Source organism: Streptomyces sp. NPDC104581 (assembly GCF_055583685.1).
The window spans coordinates 233,540-249,678 of sequence record NZ_JBVJNN010000001.1 but is presented as its reverse complement, the minus strand read 5'-3'; the positions used below and the strand labels follow the sequence as shown (position 1 = coordinate 249,678).

Genomic DNA, 16,139 nt, shown 5'->3' with positions numbered 1-16,139 from the left:
GGGCCTCCCCGTACCGGGACGTCACCGTACGTCTAGATCGTGAACAGAACCGGATCCTCCTCGGACTCCCCGGCCCCCTCGCCCTCCTCGGCGCCGGGCCCGGGCAGGTCGAACAGAGGCTGTTCGCCGGGCATCGGCAGATCCACGACGGCGAGGGATCCGGGGCAGGACACCAGCGAGCCGTCCGGATCACGGCGCGCCCCCGGCGCGTCGTGCCGCCATACGCGGCCCCTCCTCGGCCGGCCGGCGACCGGCCCGGCCGCGATCGCACGGTGGCAGGCGGCGCAGTTCACACGGGGAAGCTTCACTCCACCAGTGTGCCGGTGGCTACCGACAACCGGCACGGCCCACGCACGCTGCCCTGCCCCGCCGCGCGGCTCGGACGTGTCAGCGGCGGACCAGTGTCGCGTGGGTGACGTTCGGTGAGCTGACCAGCTCCGCCACCCGGTAGCCGTCGACCCCGTCACCCAGGTTGTCCAGCACCCGTTCGCCGCGCCCGATGAGGATCGGCGCGATCACCAGATGGAGTTCGTCGATCAGCCCCGCGCGCAGATACTGCCGGATGACCGCGGCCCCGCCGCCGATCCGGACGTCCTTGCCGTCCGCCGCGTCGAACGCGCGCCGCAGCACCGCCTCCGGCGGCTCGTCGGTGAAGTGGAAGGTGGTCCCGCCGGCCATCTCCAGTGCCGGGCGCGGATGGTGGGTGTGCACGAAAACGTCGTGGTGGTAGGGCGGGTTGTCCCCCCACCAGCCGTGCCAGGACTCGTCCTCCCACGGCCCGCGCTGCGGCCCGAACATGTTCCGGCCCATGATCGTCGCGCCGACGTTCCGCTCGCCGCGGACGAAGTACTCCACATCGGTGCCGGTCCTCCCCGCGGCGGCGTCCTCCGTCGCGGACACGAACCAGCTGTGCAGGTCGTCCCCCCAGCCGACGCCGTCGCCGAACGGGGCGTCCAGCCGCTGGTTCACTCCGGCCGCGAAGCCGTCGAGGGAGATCGTCACGTTGTGCACGCGGACCTTGGGCATGGCCTTCACCTCTCGTATGGGTGTTGCTCTCTCACCTCCACGTCGTACGGAGCCTGCCCGGATCGACATCCCGCGCGCATCTTTTCCGTGGCACTTGAGACTCGTACCGCTCAGGGATGCGCCGCCGCCCGGTCGGACTCGCTGCGCAGCACACAGAACTCGTTGCCCTCGGGGTCGGCGAGGATCGCCCAGCCCGAGCCGTCGGGATTCCGGTGGTCGGCGACGAAGGCGGCACCGAGTCCCAGCAGCCGCTCCACCTCCTCGTCGCGCGAGGTCTCGGGGCGCAGACAGAGATGGATCCGGTTCTTGACCGTCTTGCTCTCGGGCACCTGGTTGAAGTGCAGCACCGGGCCCTGCGCCAGCAGCACCTGGGTCTCCGGCGAGCCGGGCCGGTCCTCCGGGTGCAGGGGCCGGCCGGTCACACCGCTCCAGAAGCGGGCGAGTTCATAGGCGTCCGCACAGTCGATCGCCACGTTCTGCAGTACCGAGACCATGCGCACGAGCCTTCCTGATCTCCCCTGCGAATGCCAGCGGGTTCCCGCCCCTCCCGTCAATCGTGCCGTGCCACCCGCGTGAGGGTCAGCCAGAGGTGTCCGACACCACGCGCACGCCGAGCCCGCGCACCCGGTAGATACAGGTGTCGTCCCCCCACAGCGACGCGTCGGCCAGCGCGTACGGGCCCCGCTCGTCCGTACCGCGCTCCACGATGTCCATGTCGATCCGGATCAGCCGGTTGGCCGGGGTGATCTGGCCGCGGTACGTCCAGACCGTCTCCCGGCCGGGCAGCACCGGTTCGAACCGCGGACAGGGCACGCCGTCCGCCGCGCCGCTCTCCAGCAGGTGGTACTGGAGCAGCTGGCACATGGCCTCCACACCCAGCGATCCCGGCTGCACCGGATCCTGGAAGAAGTGGGCCCGGAAGAACCACTCGCCCGCGACCACGTCCTTCTCCGACCGCAGCCGCCCGAGCCCCTTGCCGCCCCCCTCCGGCCACCAGCCGGTGATCCGGTCGAGCATCAGCAGCATGGGGCCCGGCAGCCGCGGTTCGCCGGTGCGGCGGAGGGCGGACGGCGCGGTCAGATCGACCACCCGGTCGCAGCGCTCGTCGAGTCGCGCCCGCTCCCGGGCCGACACCGTGAGGCCCTGCTGGTCCTCGAAGGCAGACGGCGGGAAGTAGCCGAAGACCGTGGAGAGCGCGAACAGCGGTACGCCGCCGGCCGTACAGCTCACCTCGAAGGACTCGATGATCATGTCCCCGCTCCGGGAGACCCGCGTCAGCTCCGCACGGGTGCGGACCGTACCCGTCGCCGGAGTGACCTCACCGGTGACGGTGCCCGCCCCGTCGAGGTTGCGGAACAGCAGATCCGCGTCGGTGGTCAGCGCGCTGCCCACGTACGAGGCGAGCCAGCCGCACGGTTGCAGCGCGATCTCCATCAGGACCCCGAACGGCATCGCACGGCCGCCGCTCTGCTCGAAGTACCAGGCCCGCGCGGGCACGTCGTACTCCGCGACGACCACGCTGCCCTCCCGCAGACCGCCCTGCGGACCGTCCACCGAGACGACGCGGCTCATGAAGTGGTACGGGGGACCGGGCAGCCGCGCGACCCCGCGAACGCCGTCGAAGGGCTCGTACGCCGTGCCGAACGCCTCACTCGGTCTGCCCCAGGCGCACGCCAGCAACGAGGCGTAGTCGAACGGGAAACCGTCGGCGGCCCTCGCCACCGGCGCCCGCTCCCGGTGCCCGGCCAGCCCGCCGAGCAGGGGGAGCGGCACCGGCACACCACTCTCCTGTACGACGGGCGGGCCCGAGCCCCGCCAGTGGGAGAGCGGCCAGTCGGGTACCAGCCGCAGCGCCACGTCCCGGCCCAGGAACGCCCTCGCCCCGTCCACCGAGCCCAGGATGTCCGCGTACAGCGTCGGCAACGGACCGGCCGACACCCCGCGTACGAACACCTCGTAGACGACCCGCCCGCCCGCCGGGGTCGCCTGGCCCCGGCACATCGCCCGGCACGGGTGGTCGTCGACGGGTTCGAAGCGCCAGCCGTCCCGGTCCACGGTGTGGCCCAGGGCCGCCAGATGGAACGCCATCGCCTGAAGACCGCCCTGGAGCATCAGGGTGCCCGGCATACAGGGGTCGTTCTTGAAGTGCCCCGCGAAGAACCAGTCGTCCGGCGAGAGCGGTGTCTCGGCCCGCAGATAGCCGCGGCCCCACGGGCCGCCGACCGGGTCGAACGCGGTCACCTCGTGGATCAGCCGCAGCCTCCCGTCGTCGAGCCGGGGCGGGCGGACATGGGCCGCCGTCGCCTCCCAGCCGGGGCCGAAACACTCCGCCGGCCTGCCCTGCGCCAGGGCCCGCACCCGGTCCGCGCCGAAGCGGGCCCGCTCGCAGCGCACCACGGGCGGGTCGAGCGGCAGTTCGTCGCCCGGCGCCCGCCCGGCGGGGTCCCACCGCACACCGCCGCCACCGGCGAGCTCCTCGGGCGTGAAGAACCCCGCCTGGCCCTCGCGGACACTGAGCCGCAGTTCACCCTCCACGTAGCAGTCGTAGTGGAAGAAGGCCAGCCGGACGCCGTCGTGCTCGGCGTGGCCGTCGATGTGGATCTCGTAGCACAGGGTGTCGCCCGCTTCCGGCGGCCCGCCGTGGTACGTCACCTCGCAGCCCAGCAACCGGTAGGCGCGCTCCCCCCGGTTGAGCAGGTCCACCCCCAGCCAGCTCAGCAGGAGCAGATCCGCCTGGCCCGCCTCGATGAGCATCCCGGGCGGCATACGTCCGGTGGAGTCCAGGTACCAGCTGTCGGCCCGGACATCGGTCTCCGTCCAGATCACCCCGTCGGTGCGCACCGGGCCGGGCGCGGCCAGCGCCGCCGGTACGGCGTCGATACCGGTGACCCGGTCCGCGAAGAGCATCGGCGGGCCCGGCATCCGGGTCTGTACCGCGTACGCGTCCTGCTCGGCGAAACGCGGGCCGAACAGCACGGAGATCTCCCGCGAGGCGAGATGCTCCAACTGCGCGCGGTCGAACTTCGGCCCCGGCCTGGGCGGTGGCGCGGACGCCCTGTCCGGCGGGGGAGCGGCGGCCCCGGACGCCGTGTCCGGCGGGGGAACGGTCGGGAACGCCCTGGGGGGCGTGGGCGGTACGGGGACGGGCCCGGCGGTCCGCAGCGCGGTGACGGCGAGGGCGGAGGTCCGCAGGAACCGCTGATGGGCCTCGACGTGCCCGGCGGTGATCTCCTGGTGCAGCGCGGCGACCCGCCGGCTCTGCCGCAGGACCGCGTCGAGGGCGCCCGCCGCCCGCGGGTCGCGCCCGTCCGAGCGTGCCCGCCGGGTCTCCGGCACGGGGCGCGGCTCCCCGGTGCCCGGTGCGGGCACGGCGGCGCGGCACGGGCCGGCCTCCCGGTCCGGCACCGGCGCCAGCTCGGGTGCCCGGGGCAGGGTCACCACCGCCGGCTCCGGCGACGGCACCACCGGAGGCGCGAGTACGGGCACGGTGACGGTGGGGCCGGGGCGCGGAACCTCCGTCGCGGCTTCCGCGAGCCGGGAGAAGAACCCGTCGGCCTGTACGGGCACGCCCGCGACGACGAGTTCCGCCACCGCCAGACAGGTTCCCCGCAGCCGGGTGTCCCCGGGCGCGTCCAGCGCGACGGCCACATGCTCACGGTCGCCGAGCACCCGCTTGATCCAGCCGGTGCACAGCTTGCGCGGCCCGTGCTCCACGAAGACCCGGACACCGTCCGCCCACGCCCGCTCGACGGTGGCCGCGAAGTCGATCGTGTTGAGGCCCTGCGCGGTGAGCGCCTCGGCGGCCCGCTCGGCCGTCGGCCGGTACGACCGGCCGGTGGCCCCGCTGTAGAACCGCACACCGGGCACGTCCACCGTAGGACGGCGGTGGACCGCACGCCACACATCGCGGACCTCCGCCAACTCCGGTGCGTGGGCGGCCATGTCGTAGTCCAGTTCGATCGCGCTGTCGGCGCCGATGTCCGCCACGACGGCCGCGCACGCCCGGGACTCCCCGCCGATGACACAGACCCCGGGAGCGTTCACCGCCATCAGATGGACCGCGGCCTCGCCGGCGAGCCGGGCACGGACCGTCTCCAGCGGCGCGCTGACCAGATGGCTCGACCAGTGACGGCCCTCGATGCCCAGCCGTTCCCAGTGGCGCCGCACCGCCCGCAGCTCACCGGTGAGTTCGGTCGTGAACAGACCGCTGTCCCGGGTGGCGTCGTACAGCCCCGCCGCGTCCGGCCAGGCACCCAGCGCCACCAGGGCGGCCGACTCGCCCGAGGAGTACCCGAGAGCCGCGTCCGGCCGGAGACCGAGCAGCTCACGGGTGAACACGGTGTGGTGGACGGCGAGTTCGGCGGCGCCCCAGATCTGGCCGAGCACCCCGTCGGCCGTCCCGGACCGCAGCCGTGCGCCGGTCGTCCCGTGCCGGGCACGGACGCCCGCGCCGAGCGACGGCAGCGCGAGCATCAGCTCGTGGCCCATACCGGGGTAGGCCGCCGAGCCGTTGGTGTACACGAACGCGGTCCGCCCCGTGACCGGCCCGTCCCGGTACAGCACATCGGCGGGCCGGGCGCCGCCCCCGGCCAGCCAGCGGCGGGCCGCCTCCGTCCGGTCCGCCAGCGTCTCGTCGTCGGCCACCAGCGCCAGCCGGGCCGGTCCGGCGACCGACTCCGCACCGGACTCCAGCGCGGCAAGCACCTCCCGGCGGTCGGCCCCGGAGAACACGTGCAGGCGGGGAGCCGGGCCCCGCAGCCACGGCCGGGCGTCCGCCGCGCGCAGCCGCACACTCGCGGCCGGCCCCTCCAGCGGTGTCACCGCGACCTTCGCGGTGTGCGCGCCGGCGGCGGTGTCCGCGGGAAGGCCCGGACGCGGCACCGCCCGGTGCTGGAGCGAGAGCGCCGCGACCGCGACGGAGACCAGCCCGTACGCGGCGTGCGCGCGCCCGAAGGACGACGCCGGGTCGAACACCGCGTCGGGCACGTCCCCGACGACCATGTCGGGCTCGTCGGTGGAGTCCTCGTCCAGCAGGGCGACGACCGTGTCACCGTCTCTGCGCGCGGTGTCCAGCGACTTGAGGACCAGGACGACGGCGGCGTCACCCGGCTCCGTCTCGTCGCCCAACTCCCGCCGGGCGTCGCGGTGCACCGCCTCGCACGACAGGTCGGTGGCACCGACGAGCGCCGCGTCCACCTCCCCCGACCGCAGGGCCCGTGCCGCGAGCTCCAGCGCCACCAGCCCCGACGCCTCCTCCGCCGACACCGCGAACCCCGGCCCGGCCAGGTCCAGTTGGGTACTGATCCGGCTCGCCACCAGATTCGGCAGGGTCCCCACCACACCCTCCGCCGTCACGGGCGGCAGGAACGCGTCCCGGGCGGGGCCCGCCGACCCGGGCGTGGCCGCGAGGCCCGCCCGCTCCAGCCAGTGGGGCACCCGCCAGCGGGCACCCGCCCGCGCCACCTCCGGGTCGACCCCCATCCCGACGACCACCATCGTCCGCTCCCGGGGCAACGACACCGGACGCACGGCCTCGCGCGCCGCCTCCAGCACCAGCAGTTGATGGCGCACCGTCCGGTCCAGGCCCACCGGGGGGAAACACAGGTCCGTCAGCTCCACCGCCACCCCGGCGGCGGGCCCGCGCCGCTCACCGCCCAGCACCGCCCGCCGGAAGTCCTCCGTACCGCTCCCGTCGCCCACCCGCGCGCCGACGGCGACGATCGCCACCGGCGTACGGCCACCCCGCGACTCCCTCACCCCGGCCGCCGGGACGGTCACGGCCGCGGCCGGTCGGCCCCGGCGCCGCCGTACGGCGGACACCGGATCACCGTCCGGAAGGTCCACCACCAGATGGGCGTTGGTCCCGCCGAACCCGAACGCGCTCACCGCAGCCCTGCGCGGCCCGGACCACGGCTCCGGCGCGGTCAGCACCCGCAGCGGCGTACCCGCCAGCGCCTCCAGCGGCCGGTGGGCGCCGAGCGTCGCCGGGCGGACCCCCGCGCGCAGCGCGCCGAGCACCTTCAACAGCCCGGCCACGCCCGCCGAGGCCAGCAGATGCCCCACGTTCGACTTCACCGAACCGATGGGCACGTCGTCACCGGCCCCGAAGACACGGGCCATGGCACGGGCCTCCACCGCGTCACCGACCGGCGTCCCCGTCGCATGGCACTCCACGAGCGACACGGTGTCGGGCGCCACGCCCGCCGTGTCGTACGCCAGGCGCATCGCCCGGATCTGACCCTCCTCCGCCGGGCTGATCAGCCCGCCGCCGCGCCCGTCGTTGGACAGTCCGGCACCGCGGATCACACCGAGCACCGGGAGCCGGGCGGCCCGCGCCTCGGACAGCCGCATCAGGGCGACGAACCCCGCGCCCTCGCCGTGTACCAGCCCGTCCGCGTCCCGGTGGAAGGGCCGGCTGCGCCCCGTACGGCTCGTCGCGGAGAGCCCGCAGAAGCCGACGTGCAGGAAGAGGGGGTCCGCCCGGCTGACCGCGCCGGCCACCATCAGGTCCGCCGTGCCGTCGTGCAGCCGGTCGCACGCCAGCTTGACGGCGTACAGCGACGACGCGCAGGCGGCGTCGAGCGACCACGCTCCCGCGCCCAGCCCGAGCGCCCGGGCCGCGAGCGTGGCGGGCAGCCCGGACGAGAAGCGGTTGAGGGCATGGGGGCGCGGCCGGTGTTCCCCGGTCAGCAACGCGTCGCGCAGCGGGGGCCGTTGGGCGGACAGCCAGACGTGCTCGGCGAGAGCCGCCCCGGTGGGGGTGGGATAGGACAGGTTGCCCAGCACCAGCCCCGCGCGTGGCTGCGCACCGTCGCGGCCCGCCTCCGTGAGGGCCTGCCGGACCCCGTACACGACCCAGTGGAAGAGCGGGTCCAGCGACAGGAGCCGCTCCGGCGGGATGAGCAGACCGCCGGGGTCGAAGACGGACTCGAACCCCCGCACGTACCCGCCGACATCGGTCCAGGTGCGGTCCAGGTGGTCGTCCACCGAGCCCATGGCCCAGCGGCGCGGCAGCCGCCACCGCTCCTCCGGGACGGACGACAGGCTGGAGCGCCCCGCGGCCACGTTGTCCCAGAACGTGTCCGGGTCGAGCGCGTCGGGAAGCACACAGCCCCGGCCGACGACGGCGATCGGTTCGAATTCCATAGGGGTCTCACTTCACGCTGCGGCGGGCTGATTCGGGCCGGGGGGGCGGGTGCCGGTGCGGCCGGGGGCCGGGGCCGGTCGGGAGGAAGCCGGTCGGGGAGGGGGCCGGTCGCGAGGCGCTCCGGCTCAGGAGGGGCGGCGGACGAGCTCCACACCGAGCAGTTCCAGCCGGACGCCCCCGTCGGCGTCGATCAGCGCCACATCGCAGCGTGCCCCCGTGCTGTGCGCCTTCCGGCCGCGCAGCGCACACCGCACCGTGCCGTCCACCGGACCGCGCCGGTACACCACGCACTCCGCGACCGCCATCGGCAGCGTCGCCGCACCGAGCGCCTCCCGCGCCCAGATCAGGGCGAGTTGGAGAGCGCCGTCGACCGCGGCCGGGTCGAGCGGCCGGATCCCGCCCGGCCAGCGCAGGGCGCGCACCCCCGCGACGGTCGCCTCGGCCCCGTGCTCCGAGACACCGAGCAGCGAGCGGACGCTGTGGAACCGGGGGCCGTGGAAGAGGCTCTCGCCGTCGTACAACTCGGCGCGCCCCAGCGGCTCAAGGCCGTCCGGAGCGGCCCACGCCGCCGGATCCGGCGCCCCGGCCCCGGTGTCCAGCACCGCCCGGAAGTGGGCCACCCCGCTCTCCCCGCGCAGCTCCGCCTCCAGCCCCGTCGTCGAACCGGCCGCACCCCGGCTGCCGTGCACGGTGAGCCGGTGGCCCCGGCCCGCCAGCTCGGGCAGTGCGCACTTCTGATACACCCTCAGATCCCGCAGGACGAGTGAACCGGCTTCCGGCAGCCAGGCGGTGGCCGCCCCCGCGAACCAGTCCAGCACCATCGCCACGGGCAGCACGGGAACCCCGGCCGGCGCGTGGTCGGCCAGCTGCGGCAGGCTGTCCCCCCGTACCAGCAGCTCCGCCCGACGCGGATCGCCGGCCGGGGACATCGCCGCCGGGTCGTCCCCGGCCACCAGGACGACACGGGCCTCACCGGCCGCGCCGTCCAGCTCGGCAGTGAAGGCCGCCGCCCCCTGCTCCAGCGGGATCAGCGGAACACCTGACCGGCCGAAATGCCCGGCCAGCGCGGGTGTGACCATGCCACCGTGCCACGGCCCCCACGCGACGCACCGCACCAGACAGCCGGGGCGGCGGGCCTGCTCCGCCGAAGCGACATGCCCCAGGACCTCGTTGGCCATGGCGTAGTCGCTCTGCCCCGCGTTGCCGAAGACGGCGGCCACCGAGGAGAACAGACAGATCACGTCCAGCGGATCGTCCGATGTCGCCGCGAGCAGCGCGCGCAGACCGTCCACCTTGGTCGACATCACCCGCTCGACCTGTTCGTCCGTCTTGTCGGCGATCCGCTTGTCGGCCAGGACTCCCGCACCGTGCACGACGCCGGTGACCGGCCCCCACACCTCGCGTACCTCGCGCAGCGCGTCCGCGACGGCGTCGCCGTCGCGGACGTCCACCTGGACGTACCGGACGGGGGACCCCGCCGCTTCCAGCGCCGCCAGCGTCGCCCGTACCTCGCGCGCGGCCAGGATCTCTCGGGCCCGCGCCGCGACCTTGGCGGGTGAGGGGTCCGCCGAGGCCCCGGCCGAGGCCGCGGCCGGGAGCCCGGCGAGCAGCCGGGTGAGCGCCGGTTCGTCGGTGGCCGACGCGAGCCCCGGAGGCTCTGGGGCAGGCGCCGTCCTGCCGAGCAGCGCGATGCGCGGTCGGTGCGTCCTGGCCAGGTCCAGCAGCGCGGCGGCGGTCACCCCGCGGGCCCCTCCGGTGGCCACGATCACGGACTCCGGGGTGATCCGCCTGACGTCGCCCCGCACCACCGGTGCCGGAACCGTCCGCGGGGTGGTGCGGGTACCGTCCGCGCGAAGACCCACCTCCGGGTCGGGGCCGCCTTCCAGCAGTTCGCGCACGATCGCCCCGGCGACCTCCTCGTCGCTCCGGCCGCCCCGCTCGCAGTCGACGGCCCTGACCGAGACGCCCGGCCACTCCTTCGCCGCGGTCCTGGTCAGCGCGGCGACACCGCCCAGCCACGCGCGGCCGGGTGCGTGGCCGTCGAGCCCGAAGTCGCCCCCGGTGTCCTGCACGGTCACGAACAGTCCGCCCCGCTCCGCTGCCTGTGCCGCCACCGCCCGCGCGGCGCGGAACACCGACCGGTGGACCTCCCGCGCGTGTTCCGGGGTGCCGTCGCCGGTCAGTCCGCCGAGGTGCACGACCGAGCGCGCGTCCCCGGGCACCTCCGCCACGGCGGTGGCGTCCACGCCGTACTCCGCCAGCTTCCGCACGACGAGGGCGGTGATGGCGTCGCCGTCGGCGTCCCCGCCCGCCACCAGGAGCGGCCCGTCCAGGAGCCCGGCCGTCGCCAGGCCGGACGCCGGGGACTCCACGGCACGCGTCACCAGCCTTGTCAGCGGGGGCGATTGACCCGGTCCGGCGCGCATGGCGGGGATCTCCGGGACCGCGGGCCCCTCCGGGACGGGGAGCACCTCCGGGACGGCGGGGCTCTCGGTGACGGCGGTGACAGCGGTGGCGGCGGCGGTCATGGCCGGGGAGCCCGGCGCCGGGGCTCCCGCGGGGCGGGCGGCCGTGGCGAGCGCCTCGACGATCTCGCGCAGCGTACGGAGCCTGCCCAGCCGGCCGATGTCTCCCGTCGCCAGGTCGCCCACCGTCCTGCGTACGGCGGACAGGATCTCGACGCGCTTGATCGAGTCGACTCCGAGATCCGCCTCCAACTCCATGTCCAGGTTGAGCATCTCGGTCGGATAGCCGGTGAGCCGGGCCACGACCGAGAGCAGCAGTTCCGCCAGTTCCGCCGCCGAGAGGGGGGCGCCGTCGCCCGCCGGTGCCGGAGGGGCCGCCGGGGCCGCCGGGGCCCGCTCCCCGGTATCGACGGGCGCGGGCGACGGCGCCTCACGGGGCCCAGCGGCGACGGCGGCGGGCACGGTCGCGGCTGGGGACACCACGGCGGGCACGGGGGCGGGAACGGCCACCGCCGCCGGGGGCGGGGAAGACGTCGTGGGCGCCGGGGCCTGCCGGAGTGCCGGAGGGCGGGGGAGCGGCATCGGTGGTGTGGGCGCCGGGGCACCGGACACGGGCCCGGCGCCCGGTGCCCCGAGCATCGCGGCCAGCGTGGTCTCGGTCATCCGCAGAAACGCCAGATGGCTCTCGGTCAGCATGCGTTGGCAGGCCGCGTGGGCCTCCGCCGTCTGCCGCTGGACGCTCTCCACCGCCGCGTACCACTCGGCGCCGACGGGGGCATCGGGCCCGGCGTCGTACGCCGCCTCGGCGCGGTACGCGGACTCAGGCTGGTAGGCGGCCCCGCCGCCGGTCGCGGTCGCTGCCGCGGATCGGTGCGCCCGCTCGGCTCCGTGTGCCGGCTCCGGTTCCCCGGCGGTGGCCGCCCGATGGGCCGGCGGCTCCGGTGCGCCGGCGGGGAGCGGGTGGTGTTCCGGCGCGGCCGGGTCCGGCAGCCGGGGTGCGGCGTCGGCAGCGTCGTCGGTGCGGGGCGGGTAGAGCTGACCGTAGTTGGCTCCGCTGATCTGCACGGTCATCCGGGGCTCGCGCTCCTTCGGTGTGGTTTCGGGCGCGGCGTACGGCGCCCAGAGGGGTTCGAGGTCCAGCGGGACGCCGCGTACGGCGAGTTCACCGAGCGCGGTGTGCAGGGCGCCGACCCCGCACCCGTCCCCCCGGTCCACGGGGACGGCCGTGTGCTCGCGGTCGCCCAGGATCCGGCCGACCAGTCCGGTCAGCGCGGCGCCCGCGCCGACCTCGACGAAGGTCCGCACCCCCGCCGCGTACATCGCCTCGATCTGCTCCTGGAAGAGCACGGGCGCGGCCGGATGGCCGGCGATCCGGCGCCGTACCTCGTCGGGCGAGGACGGATACGGCGCCGCGTCCGCGTTTCCGAACACCTCGATCCGGGGCTCCGTGACCGGGACGCCGCGCAGGAACGCGCTGAGCGGCTCCACGGCCGGGGCGACCAGCGGGCTGTGGAAGGCGGTCGACGCGGTCAGCCGACGGGTGGCGACACCCTCGGCCGCGAACGCCTTCCCGGCCCGCGCCACCGCCTCCGTCGTGCCCGAAAGCACCACCTGGAGCGGGGAGTTGAGGTTGGCCGGCCAGATGTCGCCGATCGCGTCGCGGTCCAGTACCGCCCGCACGTGTGCGCGGTCCGCCGCCACCGCCAGCATGGCGCCCGGTACGCCGGCCGCGTCCCGCATCAGCTCACCGCGTCTGCGGGCCAGCGCGATCAGTGTGCCGGCGTCCAGGGCGCCGGCACAGTGCAGCGCCACCAGCTCACCGAAGCTGTGGCCCGCCACGCAGTCCGGTCGCAGCCCGAGATCCCGCAGTACGGCCAGTGCGGCGAGCGCCTGCACCGCGAGCGCGGGCTGCGCCCACTCGGTGGCAGCCAACTCCGCCGCCTGCGCGGCGCGTTCCTCGTCGGTGAAGGCGGGCGGCGGGAACACCAGCCGGTGCAGGGGCCGGCCGCCGAAGTCCGTGCCGCCCAGCCGGTCCCACACGTCCTGGGCGGCCGGTGACAGCATCGCGAGGCCGGCGCCCATCCCGACGTACTGGGACCCCTGCCCCGGAAACAGGAACGCGAGACGGCCCGGCGCGGGCTCCCCGCACGCGTACCGCACACCGTTCGGTGCCGAGAACGCCGTGCCGGGCCGCTGCCGGATCAGTGTGAGCGCCCGCGCGTACTTCTCCCTCAGGTCCTCGGTGTCCGTGGCGACCACGGCCAGCCGCACCGGATCGGCCGGCGAGAACGCGCCGTGGCTCTCCCGCGCGAGCGCGGCCAGCGTACGGTCGCCGAACGTCTCCGTCGACAGGAGGCCGGACGGCAGCAGATCGGACGGCGACGCGCCACTGAACAGGACGAGTTCGCTCGGCGCGGAGCGGTGGCGCGCCGGCACCCGGGCCGGGGTGCCCGAGGGCACGTACTCCTCCAGCGTGACGTGGAAGTTGCTCCCCCCGAAGCCGAAACTCGACACCGACGCGCGGCGCGGATGGCCGGCGGGCCGCACCCACGGCCGGGCCTCGGTGTTGACGTAGAACGGTCCGTCCGGGGCACCGGCCGCCGGCGCCGGGCTGTCCACCTTGATCGTCGGCGGCAGCACCTTGTGGTGCAGGGCCATGACCGCCTTGAGCAGTCCGGCCGCGCCCGCCGCGCACTTGGTGTGGCCGATCTGCGACTTGACCGACCCGATCGCGCACCACCGCGCGTCACCGCCTCCCGGAGTCCCGAACACCTCGCGCAGCGCGGTCAGTTCGGCGGCGTCCCCCGCCTTCGTACCGGTCCCGTGGGCCTCGACCAGCTCCACGGTCCGCGGACCGTAGCCCGCCTCCTCGTAGGCGCGGCGCAGTGCCCGTGCCTGACCGTCCGGAAGCGGCGCGTAGATCGCCGTACTCCTGCCGTCCGACGAGGTACCGATGCCGCGGATCACCGCGTGGACGCGGTCGCCGTCCCGCTCCGCGTCCGACAGCCGCTTCAGTGCGTACATGACGACCGCCTCGCCCAGCATGGTGCCGTCGGCGGCGTCGGAGAACGGACGGCAGTCACCGGTACGGGAGAGCGCCGGCGTCTTGGAGAAGCACAGGAACATGCCGATGTCGTTCCCGGTGTCCACCCCGCCGCTGATCACCATGTCGGCGCGCCCGAGCGTCAGTTCGCCGACCGCCGTGGACAGGGCCGCCAGGGAGCTGGCACAGGCGGCGTCGGTGGTGTGGTTGGTGCCGTGCAGGTCGAACCGGTTGGCGATCCGCCCCGCGACGACATTGCCGAGCAGACCGGGGAAGGTCGACTCCTGCCACGGGCTGAAGTGCCCGGAGATCCGGTCGCACACGGCTCCCGCCTCGGCCTCGGTGAGACCGCTCTCCCGCAGTGCCTTCAGCCACACCGGGCGGTGCGCCCGCCCGTACATGTGCGGGAGCAGTTCCAGGGAGGCCGCGCCGAGGACGACTCCGACCCGGTCCCGGTCCAGGCCCGGCAGACCACCGGCGTCGGTCAGCACCTGGTCGGCGACCATCAGGGCGAGCAGTTGGGCGGTGTCCGTCGCCGGCAGCGTGGCGGGCGGCACCCCGTACGCCATCGGGTCGAAGTCCACCTCGGGCAGGAAGGCGCCGCGGCGGCAGTACGTCTTGTCGGGGGCGGCCGGGTCGGGATCGTAATGGTCCGTCAGCAGCCAGCGACCGGGCGGGACTTCGGTGATCAGATCACGGCCGCCGGTCAGGATCCGCCAGTAACCGGCCGCGTCCGTCGCGCCGGGCACCAGGGCGCCGACACCGACCACGGCGACCGGCGTCTGCCGATGCCCCCGGACGCCGGCCGACGCCGCGTCATGTCCGCTCCGCGCGGCGGTGGTTGGCACCTCCGGGGTGCCGGGGCCGCTCATGCCAGCCCGCGCGGCACATAGGCGAACGCCTCGGAAGGCAACGGAACTCCGTAGGTGCGCAGTTGATGGGCGCGGGTGAGCACCGCCGCGCCTTCGAGCAGATTGAGGGCGATCTGCACCACTGACCGGTTCGCCGGTTCCGCCAGGAAGGTGCCCGCGACCCAGCGGTTGAACGCGCCCGTCGCCGGACCGCACCAGATCTGGTAGTCGGTACGCCGGGCCGTCTCGCCGGTGATCGCCCACCGGCTGGAACTGCCCAGGTACCAGCGGAAGACCAGCGCCATACGGTGCTTCGGATCGGCCTCGGCGCGCGTGATCTCCGAGGGGTCGCGCCGCTCCCAGAACGCGCGTGTGTGCTGCCAGATCTCGTCGAACGACGCGCGCAGCACGTTCTGTTCGAGCACGGCCCGCAGCGCGGGCGGAATCTCCTCCAGCGACCCGTGGGCGAGGTAGGCGGCGTGGAGCCTGGTGGCGCGCTGCGCGAACATCGTTCCCCGGGACAGGACCTGGAGCGTGACACCCAGCTCGAACATGTCCGCCGCGGGTGCCATCGCCACATCGGCGACATCCGCCTCGCAGAGCATCGCCTTGGCCTCGTCGGACAGACCCGCCTCGGTCGCCGTCTGGTTCACCGACCCCGTGACGACGTAGGACGCGCCGAGGGCGAAGGCGGCGCCCACCGCGGCCGGGGTGCCGAGCCCGCCCGCCGCGCCGATCCTGACCGGCCGGTGGTAACCGAACCGGTAGCAGAGCGCGTCGCGCAGCAGGCCGATCCTCGGCAGCAGGGCCGACAGCGGCCGGTTGTCGGTGTGACCTCCGCTGTCGGCCTCCACGGTGATGTCCTCGGCCACCGGTACCAGGCCCGCCAGCCCGGCCTCCTGCGGTGTCAGCTTCCCCCGGCCGACGAGCAGGTCCAGCAGCCCGGCCGGGGCGGGCGACAGGAATCTCTCCGCCACCTCGGGCCGGGACACCTTGGCGATGATCCGCGTACGCCGGACGATCGAGCCGTCGGCCCCGCGGCGCAACCCCCGGGCCGAGCAGAGCACGACGGCCGGGGTGAGCTCCATGAACGCCGACACCGAGATCCGGGGCACACCGCAGCTCAGCAGCAGTTCGGCGACGCGGAACTCCAGCGTCGGCTCCGCCGGTGAGTGGATGAGGTTCACGCCCCAGTTCGAACGCGACCGCAGCTCGCCGGCCAGCGCGCGTACCGCCCGTTCCACCTCGGCGTACGCCAGCCCCCCGGCGCCGAAGAACCCGAGCATCTCCGCCCGCGCCATCGCGGACACCATCCGGGTGGTGGCGATGCCGTTCGCCATCTCGCCCGCCACATACGGGAACCGGACCCCGTGCGCCTCGCAGAAGGTACGCCCGCCGAGCCACTCGGGGTACAGCGGCGGCAGCGTCCCGAGCACCGGGCCGTCCGGCACGGGGCCGGCCGCGACCCCGAGTTCACGGCCGGTCGGCCCGCAGACGATGTGTACGGGTTCCCGGATGCGCCGGGCCCTGGCGGCGATCCCCTCGGGGGAGAAGACCGGCGGCGAGGCGGCGGGGGCGGCGGGGGCGGAGAGGACGGACACGGAGGA

6 protein-coding genes are annotated in these 16,139 nt (G+C 74.9%); all 6 read right to left on the bottom strand.

The genetic code is table 11. The features are described from left to right. Window positions 1-32: 32 nt before the first annotated feature. The 6 genes from ACZ61E_RS01040 to ACZ61E_RS01015 all read right to left on the bottom strand — a co-directional run bounded on the left by ACZ61E_RS01040 (window position 33) and on the right by ACZ61E_RS01015 (window position 16,133). A complete protein-coding gene (locus ACZ61E_RS01040; RefSeq protein ID WP_469696461.1) occupies window positions 33-308 on the bottom strand; it encodes a hypothetical protein in 276 nt (91 codons plus the stop codon). Between the two features lie 79 nt (window positions 309-387). Further along, the gene (locus ACZ61E_RS01035; protein ID WP_469696459.1) at window positions 388-1,026 is read right to left on the bottom strand and encodes a dihydrofolate reductase family protein; all 639 of its coding nucleotides are present in this window, start codon (window positions 1,024-1,026) and stop codon (window positions 388-390) included. 110 nt (window positions 1,027-1,136) lie between these two features. Next, on the bottom strand, window positions 1,137-1,520 hold the full coding sequence (locus ACZ61E_RS01030; RefSeq protein ID WP_469696457.1) for a VOC family protein: 384 nt from the start codon (window positions 1,518-1,520) through the stop codon (window positions 1,137-1,139). Window positions 1,521-1,605: 85 nt separating this feature from the next. Further along, window positions 1,606-8,172: a beta-ketoacyl synthase N-terminal-like domain-containing protein gene (locus ACZ61E_RS01025; RefSeq protein WP_469696455.1), complete on the bottom strand. Its 6,567-nt coding sequence runs from the start codon at window positions 8,170-8,172 to the stop codon at window positions 1,606-1,608. A 126-nt stretch (window positions 8,173-8,298) separates the two neighbouring features. Next, the gene (locus tag ACZ61E_RS01020) at window positions 8,299-14,553 is read right to left on the bottom strand and encodes an SDR family oxidoreductase (protein WP_469696453.1); all 6,255 of its coding nucleotides are present in this window, start codon (window positions 14,551-14,553) and stop codon (window positions 8,299-8,301) included. Beyond that, window positions 14,550-16,133, bottom strand: a complete 1,584-nt coding sequence (locus ACZ61E_RS01015; RefSeq protein ID WP_469696452.1) for a PfaD family polyunsaturated fatty acid/polyketide biosynthesis protein — start codon at window positions 16,131-16,133, stop codon at window positions 14,550-14,552. Before ACZ61E_RS01015 ends, ACZ61E_RS01020 begins: the two co-directional genes overlap by 4 nt. Window positions 16,134-16,139: the final 6 nt, after the last annotated feature.

Coding starts and splice junctions, on each gene's coding strand:
- ACZ61E_RS01030 (WP_469696457.1), bottom strand. CDS start 1,520: ATGGTCTCGGTACTGCAGAACGTGGCGATCGACTGTGCGGACGCCTAT.
- ACZ61E_RS01020 (WP_469696453.1), bottom strand. CDS start 14,553: ATGAGCGGCCCCGGCACCCCGGAGGTGCCAACCACCGCCGCGCGGAGC.
- ACZ61E_RS01035 (WP_469696459.1), bottom strand. CDS start 1,026: ATGCCCAAGGTCCGCGTGCACAACGTGACGATCTCCCTCGACGGCTTC.
- ACZ61E_RS01025 (WP_469696455.1), bottom strand. CDS start 8,172: ATGGAATTCGAACCGATCGCCGTCGTCGGCCGGGGCTGTGTGCTTCCC.